The organism is Geopseudomonas aromaticivorans, from assembly GCF_019097855.1.
Lineage (GTDB): Bacteria > Pseudomonadota > Gammaproteobacteria > Pseudomonadales > Pseudomonadaceae > Geopseudomonas > Geopseudomonas aromaticivorans.
In genome coordinates this window covers 1-19,311 of record NZ_JAHRGL010000024.1, presented here as the reverse complement: position 1 = coordinate 19,311, position 19,311 = coordinate 1, and the positions used below count along the sequence as shown (strand labels likewise).

17 protein-coding genes are annotated in these 19,311 nt (G+C 65.4%); 15 read left to right on the top strand and 2 right to left on the bottom strand.

Annotation, left to right across the window (positions count from 1 at the left end):
* Positions 1–89: 89 nt before the first annotated feature.
* The 10 genes from KRX52_RS10935 to KRX52_RS10890 all read left to right on the top strand — a co-directional run bounded on the left by KRX52_RS10935 (position 90) and on the right by KRX52_RS10890 (position 11,651).
* On the top strand, positions 90–1,112 hold the full coding sequence (locus KRX52_RS10935) for a WD40/YVTN/BNR-like repeat-containing protein (protein WP_217681767.1): 1,023 nt from the start codon (positions 90–92) through the stop codon (positions 1,110–1,112).
* Positions 1,096–3,561 carry an efflux RND transporter permease subunit gene (locus KRX52_RS10930; RefSeq protein WP_217681766.1) on the top strand — a complete coding sequence of 822 codons (2,466 nt, stop codon included), beginning with the start codon at positions 1,096–1,098 and terminating at the stop codon, positions 3,559–3,561. Before KRX52_RS10935 ends, KRX52_RS10930 begins: the two co-directional genes overlap by 17 nt.
* Positions 3,561–4,361 carry an SDR family NAD(P)-dependent oxidoreductase gene (locus KRX52_RS10925; RefSeq protein WP_217681765.1) on the top strand — a complete coding sequence of 267 codons (801 nt, stop codon included), beginning with the start codon at positions 3,561–3,563 and terminating at the stop codon, positions 4,359–4,361. Before KRX52_RS10930 ends, KRX52_RS10925 begins: the two co-directional genes overlap by 1 nt.
* Positions 4,362–4,373: 12 nt before the next feature.
* Positions 4,374–5,159: a ThuA domain-containing protein gene (locus KRX52_RS10920; protein WP_217681764.1), complete on the top strand. Its 786-nt coding sequence runs from the start codon at positions 4,374–4,376 to the stop codon at positions 5,157–5,159.
* Between the two features lie 46 nt (positions 5,160–5,205).
* The gene (locus KRX52_RS10915; protein WP_217681763.1) at positions 5,206–5,964 is read left to right on the top strand and encodes an SDR family NAD(P)-dependent oxidoreductase; all 759 of its coding nucleotides are present in this window, start codon (positions 5,206–5,208) and stop codon (positions 5,962–5,964) included.
* Between the two features lie 16 nt (positions 5,965–5,980).
* Positions 5,981–6,601, top strand: coding sequence for a glutathione S-transferase family protein (locus tag KRX52_RS10910; RefSeq protein WP_217681762.1), 621 nt, complete (start codon positions 5,981–5,983; stop codon positions 6,599–6,601).
* A 159-nt stretch (positions 6,602–6,760) separates the two neighbouring features.
* The gene (locus tag KRX52_RS10905; RefSeq protein ID WP_217681761.1) at positions 6,761–7,513 is read left to right on the top strand and encodes an SDR family NAD(P)-dependent oxidoreductase; all 753 of its coding nucleotides are present in this window, start codon (positions 6,761–6,763) and stop codon (positions 7,511–7,513) included.
* 50 nt (positions 7,514–7,563) lie between these two features.
* On the top strand, positions 7,564–9,273 hold the full coding sequence (locus KRX52_RS10900; protein WP_217681760.1) for a GMC family oxidoreductase: 1,710 nt from the start codon (positions 7,564–7,566) through the stop codon (positions 9,271–9,273).
* A gap of 75 nt (positions 9,274–9,348) precedes the next feature.
* Entirely contained in the window at positions 9,349–10,596 is a 1,248-nt protein-coding gene (locus KRX52_RS10895) for an aromatic ring-hydroxylating oxygenase subunit alpha (RefSeq protein ID WP_217681759.1), read from the top strand.
* A gap of 200 nt (positions 10,597–10,796) precedes the next feature.
* Positions 10,797–11,651 (top strand): sugar phosphate isomerase/epimerase family protein, encoded by an 855-nt coding sequence (locus KRX52_RS10890; protein WP_217681758.1) that lies wholly within the window; start codon positions 10,797–10,799, stop codon positions 11,649–11,651.
* Between the two features lie 65 nt (positions 11,652–11,716).
* Here the strand turns inward: KRX52_RS10890 and KRX52_RS10885 are convergent, their stop codons facing one another.
* Positions 11,717–12,499 carry an SDR family oxidoreductase gene (locus KRX52_RS10885; RefSeq protein WP_217681757.1) on the bottom strand — a complete coding sequence of 261 codons (783 nt, stop codon included), beginning with the start codon at positions 12,497–12,499 and terminating at the stop codon, positions 11,717–11,719.
* 42 nt (positions 12,500–12,541) lie between these two features.
* On the bottom strand, positions 12,542–14,515 hold the full coding sequence (locus KRX52_RS10880; protein WP_217681756.1) for an oxidoreductase: 1,974 nt from the start codon (positions 14,513–14,515) through the stop codon (positions 12,542–12,544).
* 325 nt (positions 14,516–14,840) lie between these two features.
* Here KRX52_RS10880 and KRX52_RS10875 point away from each other — a divergent pair, with 325 nt between their 5' ends.
* The 5 genes from KRX52_RS10875 (at position 14,841) to KRX52_RS10855 (ending at position 19,247) form a co-directional block, all read left to right on the top strand.
* Positions 14,841–16,268 carry an FAD-dependent oxidoreductase gene (locus tag KRX52_RS10875; protein WP_217681755.1) on the top strand — a complete coding sequence of 476 codons (1,428 nt, stop codon included), beginning with the start codon at positions 14,841–14,843 and terminating at the stop codon, positions 16,266–16,268.
* A 2-nt stretch (positions 16,269–16,270) separates the two neighbouring features.
* Positions 16,271–17,074: an SDR family NAD(P)-dependent oxidoreductase gene (locus KRX52_RS10870; RefSeq protein ID WP_217681754.1), complete on the top strand. Its 804-nt coding sequence runs from the start codon at positions 16,271–16,273 to the stop codon at positions 17,072–17,074.
* Positions 17,075–17,263: 189 nt separating this feature from the next.
* Positions 17,264–17,797, top strand: coding sequence for a nuclear transport factor 2 family protein (locus KRX52_RS10865; RefSeq protein WP_217681753.1), 534 nt, complete (start codon positions 17,264–17,266; stop codon positions 17,795–17,797).
* Positions 17,798–17,800: 3 nt separating this feature from the next.
* On the top strand, positions 17,801–18,325 hold the full coding sequence (locus tag KRX52_RS10860; RefSeq protein ID WP_217681752.1) for a nuclear transport factor 2 family protein: 525 nt from the start codon (positions 17,801–17,803) through the stop codon (positions 18,323–18,325).
* A gap of 70 nt (positions 18,326–18,395) precedes the next feature.
* On the top strand, positions 18,396–19,247 hold the full coding sequence (locus tag KRX52_RS10855) for an aromatic ring-hydroxylating oxygenase subunit alpha (RefSeq protein WP_217681751.1): 852 nt from the start codon (positions 18,396–18,398) through the stop codon (positions 19,245–19,247).
* Positions 19,248–19,311: the final 64 nt, after the last annotated feature.

The following is a 19,311-nucleotide window of genomic DNA, read 5'->3' as shown; positions in this document are numbered from 1 at the left end:
CTTTGCTGGTAGCGGCTGGACCGGTGCTGGCCTTCCAGGATCCGACAGCAGTAGCGGCTTCGAAAAGCGAGCGAATGCTCATGAGTCCGATGAGTGCCGTCACGCATGTCGGTAGCCGCACCATCGTTGTGGGACCCCGCGGGCATATCGCGGTTTCCCAGGATGGTGGCAATACCTGGCGCCAATCCTCGGTGCCGGTGAGCAGTGATCTGGTGGCGGTGTCCTTCCCCAGCGAGCAGCACGGCTGGGCGGTAGGCCACGGCGGCGTCGTGCTGCACAGCAGCGATGGCGGCGATACCTGGGAAAAACAGCTGGATGGCAAGGATGCGACTCGTCTGATCCTCGATTACTACGGTAAGACAGGCCCCGGCGCAGAGTTGCCGGACGCCGCCATCTACCTTGAGCGGGAGCAGGTCCTGATCGGCCACGGCGGCACCCAGCCACTGATGGCTGTGCATTTCGTCGACGATCAGGTCGGCTACGTCGCCGGACTGTTCAACCGCCTGTTCCAGACCCAGGATGGCGGCAAGACCTGGCAGCCCTGGCAGCACCACATCGACAATCCCAACGAACTGCATATCTACTCGATGACCGCCGATCCCCAGGCGATCTACCTCAGTGGCGAGCAGGGCCGCATCTGGCGCATGCGCCAAGGCGAGGAGCGCTTCGTCGAGAAGCCGACCGGCTACGACGGCACCCTGTTCGGCACGGTCAGCAATGGCCAGACCCTGGTGACGTTCGGCATGCGCGGCAGCGTGTTCCGCTCGCAGGATGGCGGCGATAGCTGGACGCGGGCCAAGGCCTACACCCAGGCGGGGATCACCAGTGGCGCTTTCCTTGCCGATGGCACGCTGCTGCTCGGCAGTCTCTCCGGCGACGTGGCGCGCAGCGTCGACAAGGGTGAAACGTTCGAGCCGGTCAAGCTGGCCAAGAGCATGCCTTTCTTCGGGCTGACCGTCACGCCGACCGGCAAGGTCACCCTGGTGGGTGCGGCGGGTATCCAGAGCGAAGCCGTCAAGCTTGAAAACCAGAAAGACGCCGCCAACGCGCTCGTGAACTCGAGTGTGAGTATTGGCAAACAGTGGGAGACCGGCCATGGCTACGCCAATTAACCAACCGAAAATGGAGGTCATCCGTGACCTCAAGGACTTCAACTCCCAGTCGGGCAGCCTGCTCGAACGGATGATCTTCAACAACCGGGTGCTGATCGTGCTGGGCTGCGTGCTGCTCACGCTGTTCTTCGGCTATCAGCTGCGCGATCTGCGCATCGCCGCCAGCTACGAGAAGATGCTGCCGCAGAGCCAGGAGTACATCCGCAACTTCCTGGATAACCGCGCCGAACTGCGCGGCATGGGCGACTCCATCCGCATCTCGGTGGAGGCGAAGGAGGGCGACATCTTCAATCCGGAGTACCTGGCCCAGCTGGCGAAGATCAACGACGAGATCTTCATCCTGCCCGGCGTCGACCGGCCGTGGATGAAGTCCATCTTCACGCCGGTGGTGCGCTGGACCGAGGTGACCGAGGAGGGCTTCACCGGTGGCCCGGTATTGCCGAACGACTACGACGGCTCGCCGCGCTCGATCAACGATCTGCGCATCAATATCGCGCGCGCCGACGTGGTCGGCAGCCTGGTCGCCCACGACTACCGCTCCAGCATGATCATCGTGCCGCTGATGAGCAGCGACGCCGAAGGCAAGCCGGTCGACTACGAGGCACTGTCCCGCTCGATCGAGGATATCCGCCAGCGCTACGGCCAAGGCCCCGACGCCAAGGTCAACCTCTACGTGATCGGCTTCGCCAAGCTGATCGGCGATCTGATCGCCGGCCTGGAAAAGGTCATGGTGTTCTTCCTGGTCGCCGTGATCATCGCGGTCGGCATCATCTACGCCTACACCCGTTGCATCCGCAGCACCCTGCTGGTGCTGGGCTGCTCGGTGATCGCGGTGATCTGGCAGCTCGGCCTGGTGGTGCTGCTCGGCTACAACCTCGACCCGTTCTCCATGCTGGTACCGTTCCTGGTCTTCGCCATCGGCGTCAGCCATGGCGCGCAGAAGATGAACGGCATCATGCAGGACATCGGTCGTGGCACCCATCGCCTGGTGGCGGCCCGCTATACCTTCCGCCGCCTGTTCCTGGCCGGGATGACCGCACTGCTGGCCGACGTGGTGGGCTTCGCGGTGCTGATGATCATCGACATCCCAGTGATCCGCGAGCTGGCGCTGACCGCCAGCATCGGGGTCAGCGTGCTGATCTTCACCAACCTGATCCTGATCCCGGTGATGCTCTCCTACATCGGCGTCTCGCCCAAGGCAGCCGCGCGCAGCCTCAAGGCCGAGCAGGCCGAACTCACCACCAACGGCGGCAATCCGATCTGGAGCGGTCTGGCCCGTTTCACCGAGCGGCGCCTGGCGGTGGTGGTCATCCTCGGCTCGGTGGCACTGGGCGCCTGGGGCTTCATGGAGTCGCTGAAGCTGCAGGTGGGCGATCTGGACGCCGGTGCGCCGGAGCTGCGCCCCGACTCGCGCTACAACCAGGACAACGCCTTCATCACCTCCCATTACGCCATCTCCAGCGACATCTTCGCGGTGATGGTGAAGACGGGCACCGATGGCTGCAGCAGCTATGAAACCCTGACCGAAGTCGACCGTCTGGGCTGGACGCTGGCCCAGGTGCCTGGCGTGCAGCGCACCGTGTCGCTGGCCGATACGGTGCGCACCTACACCGCCGGGATGTTCGAGGGTAACCCTAAGTGGGCCACCATCAGCGACAACCAGGGGATCATCGACGCGCAGATCGGCAACGCGGTGTCCTGGAACTCCGAGTTTCTGAATACCAACTGCAGCCTCACCCCGGTACTTGCCTACCTGGCCGACCACAAGGCGGCCACCCTGGATCGTCTGCTGAATGTGGCCAAGCAGTTCGCCGAGGAAAACGGGACCGAGGATCGCAAGTTCCTGCTGGCTGCCGGCAACGCCGGAGTCGATGCGGCGACCAACATCGTGGTCAAGGAAGCCAACCGCAAGATGCTGCTCTACGTGTATGCGGCGGTGGCCCTGTTGTGCCTGATCACCTTCCGCAGCTGGCGCGCAGTGATCGTTGCCGTGGTACCGCTGATCCTCACCTCGATCCTCGCCGAGGCGCTGATGGTGCATCTGGGCATGGGCATGAAGGTGGCGACCCTGCCGGTAGTGGCTCTGGGCGTGGGCATTGGCGTGGACTACGGGATCTATCTGCTTAGCACCCAACTGGCCTTCCAGCGCACCGGGATGTCGGTGGCCGAGGCCTACCGCAAGGCGCTGTCGACCACCGGCAAGGTCGTGGCCCTGGTCGGGGTTACCCTGGCGGCTGGCGTGATCACCTGGGTGTGGTCGCCAATCAAGTTCCAGGCCGACATGGGCATCCTGCTGACCTTCATGTTCGTCTGGAACATGCTCGGTGCGCTGGTCCTGATCCCGGCACTGTCCCACTTCCTGCTGCAGGGCGAGTCCCGCAAGGTCGAGCAGGTCGAGGCGGAGTTTTCCCACAATAACAACAACGCCATCGCTGGAGGCACCATCTAATGAACCGACTTCAAGACAAGGTTGCGCTGGTCCTTGGCGCCGACAGCCGGGACAACATGGGCCAGGAAGTTGCCCGCCGCTTCGCTCTGGAGGGCGCGCGCCTGGTGATCGCCGGTCGCAACCTGGAGGAGATGGCACGCCTGGCCGACGAACTCGGCGGCACCTGCCTGCCCTGCGACATCACCCGCAAGGGTGACCTGCGGGCGCTGGTGGCCCATGCCAAGGAGTGGGGCGGGCGCCTGGATGTGGCGGTCAACGCCGTCGGCTGGGGGCTGACCCAGGGTTTCCTGGAAACCAGCGAGGAGGAGCTGGAGCGGATGATTGCCCTGCAGTTCAAGGGACCCTTCCAGTTCCTGCAGACCATGGTCGAGGGCATGGATCAGGGCGGCTCGATCATCCAGATCAGCTCGGCGACCACCCGTGCGGTGATCGAGAACTATGCCGCCTACATCGGCACCAAGGGCGGCATCGACCATGTGGTGCGCTGCGTGGCCAACGAGTTCGGCAGCCGCGGCATCCGCGCCAACTGCATTTCCCCAGGCCTGACCGAAACGCCGATGACCGCCGAAGCCATGGCCACCCCGGGCGTGAACGAGTGCTTCACCGGCCGTTACCCGCTGGGCCGCCTCGGCACCAAGGCCGACATCGCCGCGGCGGCGGTGTGGTTGGCCAGCGACGAGTGCTTCATGACCGGCGAGAACCTGCAGGTCAACGGCGGCCTGCTCCTGCGCGGCAACCCCACCGGTGTCGAGGTGGGTGCGGCGGTGCAGCGCGCCCTGGCGGCCAAGGCCGGCGCCTGAGGAGATAACGCGATGAGTCAGATAGACGTGGATAACAAACAAACCGGAAGGATTGATTGTGTTCTGGTGGCGGCCGGCAAGTACCACGACATCGACTTCGCCCGCCTCGAACTGCTCAAGCTGTTGGGTGAAAACGAGCGGGTGCGCGTGCGGGTGTTCGAGGACTACGCGAATCTCGAGGCGATCCGCGAGGCAGCCTTCCTGGTCAGCTACACCTGCGAGGTGATCCCCAGCGCCGAGCAGCAGGCGGCATTGCGCGAGTGGCTGGAGCAGGGCGGCCGCTGGTATGCCCTGCACGGCACCAACTCGGTGTTGCGTTTCCTGGGCAACGGGCTGGTCGACACCCCGGATTCGGCGCCGCAGTTCATGGAAATGCTCGGCTCGCAGTTCGCCTCGCATCCGCCGATCGGCCCGTTCCGCGTGGATGTCGCGCAGCCCGAGCACCCGCTGGTGGCCGGCATCGAGCCCTTCGAGGTGACCGACGAGTGCTACCTGATGGACATGAAGGCCGAGGTGGACGTGCTGCTGGACACCGGGTTCGAGGGCGAGACCCCGGGCTTCGTGCGCGACCAGTGGAAGTATGCGCGCCATCCGGTGCTCTACCTGCGCCATCTGGGCAAGGGTGGCGTGCTGTACCTGACTCTCGGCCACTGCCGCGGCCACTACGACCTGCGTCCGCTGATGGACTTCTGGCCGCAGGTCGATCGCTGCGCCTGGGATGAGCCGGTGTACTACGAGCTACTGCGCCGCGGCCTGGATTGGGCGGCGCAGCTGGAAACAACCGAACAACGAGCCTGAACGCACAAGCATCTGCAGCGATCGAGAACAACAAGAGGAAGCGAACATGGAACTTGGACTGCGTGGCAAGAAAGTCATCATCAACGGCGGCAGCCGCGGTATCGGTCGTGCGGCGCTGGAGCTCTATGCCGACGAGGGCTGCGACATCGCCTTCTTCTCCCGTGATGCCAAGCGCGTCGCCGAAACCGTCAAGGTGCTGGAAGCCAAGGGCGTGCGCGTCTTCGGCGATGCCTTCGACATGAACGACAGCGCCGCCTACACCGACTGGCTGACCAGCGCCGCCGAGCGCCTGGGCGGCTGCGACATCTTCATCCACAACGCCAGCTCCTCCGGCGCCCAGGGCACCATGGACTGGGAGATGAGCTTCCGCCTCGACATGATGGGCGCGGTGCTCGGCTGCCAGACCCTGGAAGAAGCGCTGAGCGGCGGCGAGGGCGGCTCGGTGATCCTGATGTCGAGCACCGCGGCGGTGGAGACCTTCATCTATCCGCAGGCGTTCAACGCCATCAAGGCGGCGATCATCACCTACGGCAAGCAGCTCTCCGAGCTGTGGGCGCCGAAGAACATCCGCGTCAACATGATCTCCCCGGGCCCGACCGAATATCCGGGCGGCAACTGGGAGGCGATCAAGGGCGCCATGCCGGAGCTGTACGAGAAGACCCTCTCGGAAATTCCGATGGGCCGTTACGGCAGCGTGCAGGACATCGCCCGCGCCATGCTGTTCCTGACCAGCCCGATGTCTGCCTACACCACCGGCACCAACCTGGTGATCGACGGCGGCTACACCAAGCGCGTGCAGTTCTGACCGGCTGGAGGCGAGCATGAAACTCTACAGTTCGATCGGTCCGAATCCGCGGCTGGTGCGGCTGTTCCTCGCCGAGAAAGGCGTGAAGCTGCCAGTCGAGGAGGTGGACATCATCGCTGGAGCCAACCGCCAGCCGTCGTTCCTGGCGCTCAACCCGGGCGGGACCACGCCGCTGCTCGAACTGGACGGAGGGCAGTGCATCGCCGAAACCACGGCCATCTGCGAGTACCTCGAGGAGCGCTTCCCGCAGCCAGCGCTGCTCGGTGCCAGTGCCGAGCAGCGCGCGCTGACCCGCATGTGGTGGCGGCGCGTCGACCTGCAGGTGGTCCAGCCGATGACTGCGGGCTTTCGCGCCGCCGAAGGTCTCGGCCTATTCAAAGACCGGGTGCGCTGCTATCCGGCGGCGGCCGACGAGTTCAAGGCAGCGGCCCAGGAGGGCCTGGCCTGGCTCGACTGCCAGCTCGGCGAGCGGCGGTTCATCTGCGGCGAGCGGCTCACCGTGGTCGACCTGCTGCTGCTCAGCTTCCTCGAGTTCGGTGCCCAGGTCGGTCAGGGGCTCGACGCCCAGCGCTGCCCGAACCTGGCGCGCTGGCTGGACGGCATGTGCATGCGCGAAAGCGCCCGCAATACCCGTTAGGGAAACTCTGAAGAAGTCGTCATTCCCGCGCAGGCGGGAATCCAGAAGGCCAGTGGCACCTAGGCTCCCGCATTCGCGGGAGCGACGGCAGAGTTTCCCAGGGTGATCAGGCGGCAGGGGCGCTGGGCTCCTGTCCGCACCTCAATCGATGGAGTCTGTATGCGATTTCAAGACAAGGTAGTGCTGGTCACCGGCGCCGGTTCCGGCATCGGTGCCGGGGTCGCCCAGGCGTTTGCCCGCGCCGGTGCGCGGGTCATGTTGGCCGACATCAATGCCGAACAGGGGCAGCAATGTCTTGCGGCCATCGAGGCCGAAGGCGGGCAGGCAGCGTTCTTCCAGGTCGACGTCACCTCGGCGGCGCAGATGCGCGAGCTGGTGAGTGCCACCGTCAGCCGCTTCGGCCGCCTGGACATCGTCCACAACAATGCCGGAATCAGCGGCAGCAACGACTTCACCGCCGATATCGAGGAGGCCGAGTTCGACCGCGTGGTCGCGGTCAACCTCAAGGCGGTTTGGCTGTGCATGAAGTATTCAATCGAACAGATGCTCCAGCAGGGCGGCGGGGTGATCGTCAACACCGCCTCGGCGCTGGCGCTGACCGTGTTGCCGGGCTCGGCGACCTACAACGCGACCAAGCACGCCGTGGCCGGCCTGACCAAGACCGCCGCCGTGGAATACGCCAGCCGCAACATCCGCATCAATGCCATCTGCCCCGGCGTGATCCGCACCGCGATGCTCAATAACCATCCGAATCTGGCCGAACTGGAGCCCAAGCTGGTGGCCCTGCATCCGGTCGGCCGGCTGGGCGAGGTGGAGGAGGTGGTCAAGGCGGTGCTGTGGCTGGCCTCGGAGGAGGCTTCCTTCATGCACGGCAGCCTGGTCACCGTGGATGGCGGCTGGACGGCCCACTGAAGCGGCACACCGATTTCGTCCCATAGCAAAAACAACATCTGGACACGCCCATGACTCAGCTCGATCCACAGATCTCCCCGCAGCGCGCCACACTGGACGCCTACGATTACATCATTGTCGGCGCCGGATCGTCGGGCTGCGTGCTGGCCAACCGGCTATCCGCCGACCGCAGCAAGCGGGTGCTGCTGCTGGAGGCCGGCGGCTGGGACAAGAGCCCGCTGGTGCACATGCCCAAGGGCATCGCCAAGCTGGTCAGCGACCCCAGGCATGCCTGGCACTTCCCGGTTCAGCAGCCGCGCCTGCCGGATACCGAGTCGGCGGAAATGTGGGTGCGCGGCAAGGTGATCGGCGGCTCCAGCTCGATCAACGGGATGATCTATGTCCGCGGCCAGCCCGAGGACTATCACATCTGGGAGCGCGAGGCCGGTTCCGAGTGGGGCTGGGCGGCCATGAAGCAGGCGTTCCGCGCCATCGAGGACCATGAGCTGGGCGCCGACGAATTGCGCGGCGCCGGCGGTCCGCTGCACGTCAGCGTCGGCAAGTTCCGCTACCCGGTCAGCGAGGCCATGGTGCAGGCCGGCGAGCAGATTGGGTTGCCCAAGGTTGAGGATTTCAACCGCGAGCACCAGGAGGGCGTCGGCTACTATGCGCATACCATCAAGAACGGCCGCCGGGTGAGTTCGGCCGCGGCCTTCCTGCATCCGGTGCTGGAGCGCAGCAATCTGCAGGTGAAGACCGGGGCGCTGGTCGACCTCGTGCTGTTCGAGGGGCGCCGCGCGGTCGGCGTGGCCTGCCGTATCGGCGGTCAGGCGGTCGAGTTCCGCTGCCGTGGCGAGGTGATCCTCTGCGCCGGCGCCATCCTGACCCCGAAGATCCTCCAGCTGTCCGGCATCGGTGCGGCCGAGCATCTGCGCCCGCTGGGCATTCCGCTGGTGGCGGAAAACCCGGACGTGGGGCGGCGCCTGCGCGATCATCTGGGCTTCCTGCTGCCGTTCCGCCTGCGCAACGACAAGGGCCTGAATGCGCGCTTCCAGGGGCTTGGCCTGCTGGGCAGCGTGCTGCAGTACTACCTCACCCGCAGCGGCCCGATGGCCACCGGGCCGTTCGAGGTGGGCGCCTTCTTCCGCACCCAGCCGCATCTTGCCCGGCCCGATGCCCAGCTGTACCTCAGCGCCTTCACCTATCCGCGCAGCGAAGACAACTTCCCGGTGCCGGACGGCGTGGAAGACCAGCCGGGCCTGACCATCTACGGCCAGTTGCTGCAGCTGACTAGCGAAGGCACCGTCCTGCTGCAGTCGGCCAACCCGGACGAGCCGCTGGCGATCACGCCGAACTGGCTGAGCACCGAGGAGGACCGCCAGGCGGCCGTGGCCATGGTCAAGTACATGCGCCGCTACATGGCCCAGCCGGCGCTGGCGCACTACGTCGGCGAGGAGCTGGTGCCTGGCGTCGACTGCCAGAGCGACGAGCAGATCCTCGATCACTTCATCCGCACTTCGCTGTGCGGTACCCATGCCATCGGCACCTGCCGCATGGGCAAGGATGCCGGTTCGGTGGTGGACGAGCATCTGCGCGTGCGCGGCGTCGAGGGGCTGCGCGCGGTCGACTGCTCGGTGATGCCGGCCTTGGTGTCGGCCAATACCAGCGGTCCGGCCATGGCGCTGGGCTGGCGGGCGGCCGATCTGATCCTCGGCAAGCGCGCCGAGAGTGCGGGCGGAGCGGCTGAGCTGGCGCCCAGACAAGCCGTTTCAGCGCTGTAGCCCATCGCAGGAAAAACAGGCTATTGTGTTTTTCGATTTTGGCCCAGGAAAGCCGATCTCAACCGGGAGAGAAGAATGGAACAAGTACAAAAAATCCATAACCGGGTCGCAGCACGCCTGCTCGATCATGTCCGCAACCGCGGCACCGACCAGGCCGAGGGCTTGATGCGCGTGCCGTCGGCCAGCTACACCGACCCCGAGTTGTGGCAACGCGAGATGGAGGTCATCTTCAAGCGTCTGCCGATTCTCGCTGCGCTGTCCGCGGAGATTTCCCAGCCCGGCCACTACAAGACCCTGGACCTGCTGGATACGCCGCTCCTGCTGACCCGCCTGCGCGACGGCAGCGTGCGCGCCATGCTCAACGTCTGCGGCCACCGCGGCATGAAGCTGGCGGAAGGGAAGGGCAAGTGCGACAAGTTCGCCTGTCCCTACCATGCCTGGCTGTACGGCAACGACGGCAACCTGCTGCGCATCGCCGGCGAAGACAGCTACGGCGAAGTGGAGAAGGCCAGCTTCAAGCTCAAGCAACTGCCGGTCTACGAACGCGGCGGGATGATCTTCGTCGTGCTCACCCCGGGGCTGGAGGTGGACTTCGAGGGCTTCCTTGGCGGGATGATCGAAGACATCGAGGCGCTGGGCTTCGCCGACTGGTACTACTGCGGCAACCGCGAGATCCATGGCGCCAACTGGAAGGTCGCCTATGACGGCTACCTCGAGGGCTACCACTTCGCCGCGGCGCATCCCGACACCATCCACCCGCGCACCTTTTCCAACCTGGCGGCCTACGACAACTACGGGCCGCACCAGCTGATCGGTTTCGCGCAGAAAGCCATGGAGGAGAAGCTCGGCCAGACGCCACAGGACGAACTCCACCTGCATGAAAACAACGGCTACGACTTCATCCGCACCCTGTTCCCCAACGTGTCGATCTTCGTCGCGCCGGAAATCACCCAGATCGCCCAACTGATCCCGGGGCCGGGCGTCGGCGAGAACCGCACGGTGCTGCATTTCATCCAGCGCCAGGCGCCGCAGAGCGACGAGGAGCGTCAGGCCAACGAGCAGATGATGGACTGGCTGCGTGGCGTGGTGGACAGCGAGGACTACCAGCTGGGCCTCAAGGTGCAGGAAGGTCTCGAGTCGGGCGCCTTCGAACACATCACCTTCGGTCGCAACGAGCCGGGCAACCAGCTGTTCCACCGCACCCTCGAGCACTACCTGAGCGAAGACGCCGCCCAGCGCCTGGTTGCCGAGCTCGGCAGCAAGGACGCCGCCAAGGCTGGCGCCCACAGCGAAGGCGATCGGCTGGTAGTCGCCAAGGGCTGAGTGACCGCCTGCTCCCGCACCTCGCGGGAGCAGGTTGTCCTTGCCGAAGCTCTGCGCCGGCAAGGGAATGCCGGGCGCAGGCCGCGTCGAACTTCAGCGTTGCTGATTGCGCCGGCAGTTCCCGCCAGGACCTTGGGCTATTGGCCGAAGGACTGGCGGCCCCGGCTCATGCCCCCTATTTCCTGGAACAGGTAACCGCCATGGGCGAACCGACGGTCGATCTGATCGGCTGCTACTGGACGCTGGCCGGCCCCTATGTGTTCGGCGAGCAGGACCAGAGCCCGTGGAGTTTCCGCGAGCGCGTGGAGGCTGCCGCACGGGCCGGTTACACCGGCTTCGGCATCAAGCAGGCCGACCTGCGCGAGACCTTGAGTCGCTACAGTTTCGCGCAGATGCGCAAGATCTTTGCCGACAACGGCATTCGCTACCTCGAGCTGGAGGCCCTGTTCGGCTGGTACTCCACCGGCGGCGAGCGGACTCGCTCGAATGCCGATCGCAACCTGTTGCTGCAGGCCGCGTCCGAGCTGGGGGCGCACCACGTGAAGGCGGCCGGCGACTTTGACGGACGCCCGGCGGTGGTCGAGCACATGCGCGACGAGTTCCAGCTGCTGGCGCGGCAGGCCCTGGATGCCGGCACCCTGGTCACCCTGGAGCCCATCGTCATTTCCAGCGTTCCCGATCTCGATACGGCCTTGCAGGTGCTTGGCGAAAGTGCCGGTGCCGGCGGCGGCCTGATGCTGGATAGCTGGCATGTGACCCGCGGCGGGATGAGCCTCGCGCAGATTGCCGCGTTACCCGCCGGCTGTATCGGCGGCGTCGAGCTGGATGACGGGACGCTGCAGCCGGTCGGCAGCGAGCTGGAGGACACCCTGAACCGCCGTCGTCTGTGCGGGGAGGGGGAGTTCGATCTGCACGGATTGATCGGCGCGGCGCGGGCGGCAGGTTATCAGGGCCCCTGGGGTGTCGAGATCATCTCCGCGGAGCAGCGTGCGCGCTCCCTGCAGGAGGCCGCGCAACTGTCCTGCCGGGCGGCCGCGGCGCTGTTCAGTTCATAGGGCTGCTGACGGGCGGATTGCTTCCTGGCAAGCGGCTCGTTCCGGCCGCTTGCCAGGGAAGAGCATCAGTACTTGTACGATTGGCCGCCGTCGATGGGGATCACCGTCGCGTTGATGAAGGTGGCCTCGCTGGACAGCAGGAAGGACACCAGATTGGCGACTTCCTCGGGCTTGCCGAAACGTTTCATCGGGTTGACGCTGACGAACTCGGCGCCGACCGCCTCCCAGTTGTCGCCGCCGATCTGCTTGAGCGAACCCTCGACCATGGGCGTCATGATCGCGCCAGGGGCAATGGCATTGATGGTGATGCCGTATTGCCCGTATTCGACCCCGGAGTTGCGGGTCAGGCCGACCACGCCATGCTTGCTGGCAGCATAGCCGGATTGATTGCCGATGCCGCGGATGCCGCCCACCGAAGCGGTGTTGACGATGGCGCCGAAGCCCTGCTTCTTCATGACCTGCAGGACGTGCTTCATGCCGTAGAACACGCCGTTGAGGTTGATATCGATGACCTTGTGGAACATCTGGCAGTCGTAGTCTTCGGTGGCGGCTTGCTTGCCTTCGATGCCGGCGTTGTTGAAGAAGCCGTCGATCCGGCCGAAACGCTCGACCGTGCGCGCCACATAGTTCCTGGCCGAGTTCTCGTCGGCCACGTCGGCGACGATCAGCAGCAGCTCAGCCGCGGGGGCGGCCTCCAGGATCTGCGCGCGGGAGTCCTCCAGGGCGCTGGCGTCGAGATCGACCAGCGCCAGTGCGGCGCCTTCCCTGGCCATTTGCAGGGCCGAAGCCCTGCCCAGCCCCGAGCCTGCACCGGTGACGATGATGGTCTTGTTCGCGAACTTGTTCATGGCTGTCCTTTTTATTGTTGGCTTGTGTGGTTGTGGAGGGGGCTAGACCGCGATGCCCGCCAGCCGCCCTTCGCGGATGGCGGCCTGGAGAAAGCGTGGCGAGTTGGCGTCGCCGACCACCTGCAGCGGAATGCCGTGAGGCTCCAGCTCGGTGGCCAGCTCGCGGTTCGCGCGGTTGTGCGAGACCAGCACCACGAGTCCGGCCTCGACCCGACTCGGGGCATGGTCGGCGTTGGCCAGATAGGTGGGCAGGACGCTCACGGCATCCCGCTCGATCGCCACCGCCCGGCTGCGCAGCAGCGGCACGAACGGTCCGCGGCTGAGGCGCTGCAGGGCCGGCTCGGTCATCAGGGCCGGCTCGACCAGTGGTGCGAAGGCGGCGTGGCGTGACAGGTAGGTCACCTTGACGCCCTTGCCGAGCAGATGCTCGGCCGCGGCGATGCCTTCGTAGTGGCCCACATCGTCGATCACCACCGCGCTGTCCGGCAGGGCGCGGGCGGAGTCGAGGAACAGATCCCAGCTTGAGATCACATGGGGCTGCTCGCTGCCGGCGATCGGCTCGCCGGGGTTGGACAGTTGCACGCCGTCCATGCGTGGCGTGGAGCCGGTGGCCAGGATCACCGCGTCCGGCGCCTCGGCGAGGATGTCCTCGACACCGAGGTAGCTGCTCAGGCGCACCTCGACGCCCAGCCGGTAGATTTCCTGCTCCAGCCAGGTGGTGATGTCGCCCATGCCGTGGCGGGTCGGCGCCATGGCGGCGAGGCGGATGCAGCCGCCGAGGTCGGCCTGGGCTTCGGCGAGTACCACGCGATGGCCGCGCAGGGCGGCGACCCGGGCCGCCTCCATGCCGGCCGGCCCGCCGCCGACGATCAGCACCTTGCGCGGCTGCGCTGCCGGTTGCAGCGCGGCATCTTCCAGCGTGCTTTCGGCGCCCACCGCCGGGTTGACCGCACAGCCCATGCGTCCGGCCGGGCCGAGCAGGCCGCCGACGCAGCCCTGGTTGCAGGCGATGCACGGGCGCACCTGTTCGGGGTGGCCGGCGAGCGTCTTGCGCACCAGATCCGGATCGGCGATCTGCGCCCGGGTGAGTGCCACCATGTCGGCATCCCCGGCGCGGATGACCTGGTCGGCTTCTTCCAGGGTCCGGAAGCGGCCGGTGACTATGGTGGGTGTCTTGCAGCTGCGGGCGATCTGCGCACTGGTGGGCATCTCGTAGCCCATCGGTTCGTGCATGCCGCCGATGAGTTTCGGGAAGCTGTGATAGTCGCCGAGGGAGATGTCGACGAAGTCGATCAGCTGGCGCGACTCGAGCAGGGCGACCACCTGGGCGACCTCCGCCGGACCAATGCCCTGGACGCCGAGGTCGGGAGCCAGGCGGACGCCGACGGCGAAATTCCGGGAGACCGCCTCGCGCACCGCTGTCACCAGTTGCAGCAGGAAACGCACGCGGTTCTCGAACGAGCCGCCGTAGTCGTCCTCCCGCCGATTGGCATTGGTGGAAAGGAATTGGGCCGGCAGGTAGCCGTGGGCGCAGTGGATCTCCACGCCGTCCAGCCCCCAGCGCTCGCACTGGCGGGCAGTTTGCGCATAGGCCGCGATGACTTCGTCGATCATCGCCGGAGTCATCGGAATGGGCGTGACGCCGATGGTCGGGCTGGGCACATCCGAGGCAGACCAGGGCGGGCTGCCGTTGAGCGGCAGGGCGTTGTGTCCGCCATGCCAGAGTTGCTGGAACAGGCGCATCCCGTGCGGGCGGATGACCTCGACCAGCCGGCGGTAGCCGTCCTCGATACCCGGGCTGAACACGTTGAGCGTGGCCGGGCTGGTGGGGTGGACCGAGAGAATCTCGACGATCGACAGGCCGGTGCCGCCCCTGGCCCTGGCCAGGTGATAGTCGATCAGGGCGTCGGTCATGGTGCCGCCGCCCAGGTTGGTGGCGTGGGCGGTGCGCACCACTCGGTTGGGAATCTGGATGCCGCCGATCTGGATCGGGGTGTGGATGTGAGTCAGGGACACCTTGGGCTCCTTCGTTCTTATTGTTCTGGCCATGAGTGCGGCTGCGGTTCGGCCCTGGTCGCCAAGCTAACCGGCGATGGCTGCTGCACGCCGTCGTCAGGTGAGTCTGAGTGTAGTGACAGCCTGCGCCGAATTACAATAAAAGCACTCTTGTTTGTTTTGTATTGTGACCGCTGTGACTTCATGTTTTTATGGCCCGGCGCGGCAAGAGTTCCAGTTGCCCTGCGGTAGCCCCTTGAGTCTGCAGCCCAGGTTGGACCGCCTGCGGACAGGTCGCCGGCGCTCACCCGGCTATTGCTCCAATAACAAGAATGACGAGGACTGAATGATGGATCGGGATTACGACGTAATCGTGGTAGGTGGCGGCGGGGCGGGATTGGCCGCGGCGCTGATGGCTAATGCGCAGGGGGCGTCCTGCATCATTGTCGAGGCTGACGGCAAGCTGGGCGGCGCCACGGCGCAGTCCGGCGGGGTGTTCTACGCGGCGGGGACCCAGGTGCAGCGTGCGGCGGGCATCACGGACGATACCCCGCAGGCGCTGTACGACTACCTGATGACGCTGAACCGCTGGAAGATGCGCCCCGACCTGGTCAGGTATTACGCCGAGCATGCGGGCGAGGCCTTGGAATGGCTGATGGAGCTGGGCACCGAGTTTCCCCCGCAGTGGCTGGTGCGCTCGGGCGTCGATACCGTGGCCCGTGGCCATTCCAGCCAGGGCGCGGGCTCCGGGATTGCCGATGCGCTGATCAATGCCGCCGGTGCCAAGGGTATCGAGACGGCCTATGGCAGTCGCGTCGAGGAGTTGCTGGTCGAAGATGGCCGCGTCGTCGGCATCCGCGCCGCCGGCGCCGAGTTGCGTGCGCCGACCGTGATCATCACCACCGGCGGATTCGGCAACAACCCGCAGATGCTGCAGCGCCTGTATCCCTCCGCGGCGTGCCACGGCGACTGGACCTGGGCCGTGCACAAGGATGTGCCATTCGCGCTGGGCGACGGTATCAGCCTGGCCGAGAACATCGGTGCCGCTGTCGTTGGCCATGACTGTGGCCTGCTGCTGCCCACCTCGGGTTTCAGCAAGTCGCTGGAAGCGTTCCTGCCGCCGTGGATCATCGCGGTCAACAAGGAAGGCTCGCGCTTCATGTCCGAGCTGTCGCCCTACAGTGTCTGCGGCTACCTGCTCAACGAGCAGACCGAGCGCCGCGCCTGGGCGATCTTCGACGAGCAGGCGCTGGTCGAGGCCAGCACCAATACCAAGTACCTCGACCCCTACAACGCCGGCATCAGCATCCCGACCTGGGAAGAGCCGACCCTGCGCGAGCAGGTCCGCAAGGGGCGGGTGAAGGTCGGCAATACCCTGCGCGAGCTGGCCGAGCAGGTCGGCATCGACGGCATCGCCCTGGAGCGCACGGTTGAGGTCTACAACCGGGACTGCGCCAACGGCTGCGATTCGCAGTTCTTCAAGCAGGCCCCGGCGTTCTTTCCGGTGCAGCAGGCGCCGTTCTACGCCGTGGAAATCCGCTCAGCCATCATCGGCCTCACCGCCGCGGGACTCGATATCGATGGTCAGGCGCGGGTGCTCGATGCGCACAAGCGTCCGATCCCCGGCCTCTACGCCGCCGGCGAGGTGCTGGGCTGCTTCCAGGGCGAGCGCTATGGCGGCGGTGGCCTGAGCATCGGCAATGCGGTGGTGTTCGGGCGCCTGGCCGGCATCGAGGCGGCGCGTGCGGCGCTGGCCAACCCGGAGGGGGCGTAATCATGAAGCGCTTGCAGGGCAAGGTCGTGCTGATCACCGGCGCCGCCCGCGGCATGGGGGCGACCACCGCCCGGCTGTTCAGCGGCGAGGGCGCCTTGCTGGTCATCGCGGACGTGCTGGATGGCGAGGGCGAGCGGCTGGCTGACGAGTTGGGCGAGCAGGCGATCTTCTGTCACCTGGATGTGACGCAGGAGGCGGACTGGTCGGCCGCCGTCAAGGCAACCCTGGCGCGCTGGGGGCGGATCGATGGCCTGGTCAACAATGCCGGCATCGCCCATTCCCAGGCGCTGGTCGCGACCAGCAAGGCCGACTTCGAGCGGGTGCTGGGTGTCAACCTGACCGGGCCGTTCCTAGGCATCAAGGCCGTGGCGCCGGTGATGGTGGAGCAGGGGCGGGGATCGATCGTCAACATCTCCTCCATCGGCGGCATGACGGCGTGGAATTCGATGGGCGCCTACTGCTCCAGCAAATGGGGCGTGCGTGGGCTGTCCCGGGTGGCGGCCATGGAGCTGGGGCACCAGGGCGTGCGGGTCAACTCGATCCATCCCGGCGGCGTCAACACCAGCATGGGCGGCATGTTCGACGAGGACACCGATGCCCTCGATCAGGCCTATCGGCAGCAGCCAATACAGCGCATCGGCCGGCCGAACGAAATCGCCCTGGCTTCGCTGTTCCTGATCAGCGACGAGGCTTCCTACGTGTGCGGCACGGAGCTGGTCGTCGATGGCGGCTCGCTGGCGGGGCGCTACTTCGAGGGGCTGCCCGGGTCGCCTGGGCCAAGCGGTCCAGGCGATCCGGAAGGCTGAAGGGCCGGCCTTCCGATCTAGGGCAGCCCAGGTAGATGACAAATAAAAAACAATTTGACTTGTTTTGTGTGCGGGTTTAGCTTTCAGAACAAGCTGGTTCAGGCGCTAGACAACCAGCCAGGTTCGTAATGCAGTTTGTCGAACCAGCCAGAAAGACCTGATAAATCCAATAAAAAGGTTAGAGGCACAATGAACGCAATTACCGAAATGACCGATCTGGCCCTCCTCGAGCAAGTCGAGGCGAAGCAGGCCCTGCAACAGCTCAACGCCAAGTTCTCCCGCGCCATGGACCGCATGGACCGCTGCCTGATGGTGTCCCTGTGGACCGACGATGGCCAGATCGATTGGGGCGCACACAAGGGTTTGGCCAAACCCTTCGTGATCGCTGCCACCACTGCCGACCCGAGCCTAGAGCGCAGCTTCCATTCGGTATCCACGGAATATTTCGAGGTCGACGGCGACACCGCGATTGGCGAGGTTTCGGTGATCATTGTCAGCATCGTGCTGGAAAACGGCAGCAAGATCGATCGTCTAATCGGTGGCCGTTACCTGGATCGCTATCGCAAGGAAGGTGGCCAGTGGAAGATCGCCCAGCGCACCTTCGTCCATGACTGGAACATGAACCTGCCGTCGAGCGCCAACCTCGAGGAGGGCATGTTCGCCAAGTTCCTCAAGGGCCGGCGCGACAAGCAGGATCCGTCCTACCAGCTGTTCGGGGAGTGACCGATGGACATCTCCCAGCGCATCCGCCGTGCGGCGGACTATCAAGCGATCCTCGAGCAGATGGCGCGCTACATCCAGGCCGTCGACCGTTGTGACCTCGAACTGCTGAAGTACACCTTCCATGCCGACGGCGTGGTGCACTTCGGCATCTTCGACGGCAACGCCCACGAGTTCTGCGATTTCGATATTCCGTTCATCAAGGAAAACCTGAGCATGGGGGCGCACCGTTTCAGCACCGCCACCATCGAATTCGAGAGCGATACGCGCGCCGTGGCCGAGTCCTACATGCTGGGCAACGCGGCAGCACCGACGCCGGACGGCACCCTGCTCAACTTCCCGGACAACATCCGCTACCTGGACGTCTGGGAGAAGCGCGACGGTATCTGGCGCATGTATTCGCGCGGGCTGGTGGTGGACTGGAACGCCTTCTGGCCGTACAGCCAGCGCGAGGACGCTCCTTTCGCCGCGCTCCGCCGTGGCAGCCGCAGCACCCAGGACCCGGCCTACGCCCTTCGAGCCGCCCGCTAAGACGGTCGACTGCCAATAACAACAAGAAATTCCGCGCTCCAGGAGCGCGGAATGCAAGGAGAGAACCATCATGACTCTGCTGTCGCTTGCCGAGCGCACCAAGGAAGCCCTGGTCGACGAAAATTTCCTGCGCGGTGATCCCATCACGGGTGATCGCTACTACGCCAAGGAGTTCATGGAGAAAGAATGGGAGCACATGTGGACGCGCACCTGGCACGTGGGCGGCACTGTCGCCCAGCTGCCGGAGCCGGGCTGCGTGATCACCGCCGAGGTGCGCAACGAGTCCATCATCATGGTGCGCGGCGACGACAACAGCATTCGTGCCTTCTATAACGTCTGCCAGCATCGCGGCAACCGCATGGTCCAGTGCGAGGAGACCAAGGTGAAGCGCCTGGTCTGCAACTATCACAGCTGGTGCTACGGCCTGAACGGCAGCCTGCTGATTGCCAAGGATTCGGAAGATTTCCCTCAGGGCAGTCCGGTGGGCAAGGCCAATCTCAAGGAGCTGCGCTGCGAAACCTTTGGCGGTCTGGTCTGGTTCAACATGGACCCGAAAGCCAAGAGCCTGCGCGACTCGCTGGGCATCGTCGCCGACCAGCTCGAAGCCTACGAGATGGACAAGATGGTGCGGGTCATGTACCTGACCGGCGAAGTGGACTGCAACTGGAAAGTCATTCAGGACAACTTCAACGAGGCCTACCATGTGCAGAGCCTGCACAAGGAGTTGGGCACCTTCATCGACGATCACTATCAGAACACCGCTTTCGAGGTCTTCCGTAACGGCCACAGCCGGATGCTGATGAAGGGTGCCCTGCCGGCCGGCAACGGCAAGTCGAAAAAGGTGCAGGCGCCGCTAGATTGCGGATTCCACGGTCATCTGGCCACCCATTCCATGAGCATCTGGCCACCGATTCCACGGTGATCCGGCCACCCATTCCACGCGCATCCGGCCACTGATTCCACGGCCATCCGGCCACCCTCCCGGG

Excerpts from the sequence above, each read along its gene's own strand:
- KRX52_RS10915 (WP_217681763.1), top strand. The coding sequence starts at position 5,206 with ATGGAACTTGGACTGCGTGGCAAGAAAGTCATCATCAACGGCGGCAGC.
- KRX52_RS10925 (WP_217681765.1), top strand. The coding sequence starts at position 3,561 with ATGAACCGACTTCAAGACAAGGTTGCGCTGGTCCTTGGCGCCGACAGC.
- KRX52_RS10895 (WP_217681759.1), top strand. The coding sequence starts at position 9,349 with ATGGAACAAGTACAAAAAATCCATAACCGGGTCGCAGCACGCCTGCTC.
- KRX52_RS10890 (WP_217681758.1), top strand. The coding sequence starts at position 10,797 with ATGGGCGAACCGACGGTCGATCTGATCGGCTGCTACTGGACGCTGGCC.
- KRX52_RS10910 (WP_217681762.1), top strand. The coding sequence starts at position 5,981 with ATGAAACTCTACAGTTCGATCGGTCCGAATCCGCGGCTGGTGCGGCTG.
- KRX52_RS10930 (WP_217681766.1), top strand. The coding sequence starts at position 1,096 with ATGGCTACGCCAATTAACCAACCGAAAATGGAGGTCATCCGTGACCTC.
- KRX52_RS10855 (WP_217681751.1), top strand. The coding sequence starts at position 18,396 with ATGACTCTGCTGTCGCTTGCCGAGCGCACCAAGGAAGCCCTGGTCGAC.
- KRX52_RS10865 (WP_217681753.1), top strand. The coding sequence starts at position 17,264 with ATGAACGCAATTACCGAAATGACCGATCTGGCCCTCCTCGAGCAAGTC.
- KRX52_RS10920 (WP_217681764.1), top strand. The coding sequence starts at position 4,374 with ATGAGTCAGATAGACGTGGATAACAAACAAACCGGAAGGATTGATTGT.
- KRX52_RS10935 (WP_217681767.1), top strand. The coding sequence starts at position 90 with ATGAGTGCCGTCACGCATGTCGGTAGCCGCACCATCGTTGTGGGACCC.
- KRX52_RS10905 (WP_217681761.1), top strand. The coding sequence starts at position 6,761 with ATGCGATTTCAAGACAAGGTAGTGCTGGTCACCGGCGCCGGTTCCGGC.
- KRX52_RS10885 (WP_217681757.1), bottom strand. The coding sequence starts at position 12,499 with ATGAACAAGTTCGCGAACAAGACCATCATCGTCACCGGTGCAGGCTCG.
- KRX52_RS10860 (WP_217681752.1), top strand. The coding sequence starts at position 17,801 with ATGGACATCTCCCAGCGCATCCGCCGTGCGGCGGACTATCAAGCGATC.
- KRX52_RS10870 (WP_217681754.1), top strand. The coding sequence starts at position 16,271 with ATGAAGCGCTTGCAGGGCAAGGTCGTGCTGATCACCGGCGCCGCCCGC.
- KRX52_RS10900 (WP_217681760.1), top strand. The coding sequence starts at position 7,564 with ATGACTCAGCTCGATCCACAGATCTCCCCGCAGCGCGCCACACTGGAC.
- KRX52_RS10875 (WP_217681755.1), top strand. The coding sequence starts at position 14,841 with ATGATGGATCGGGATTACGACGTAATCGTGGTAGGTGGCGGCGGGGCG.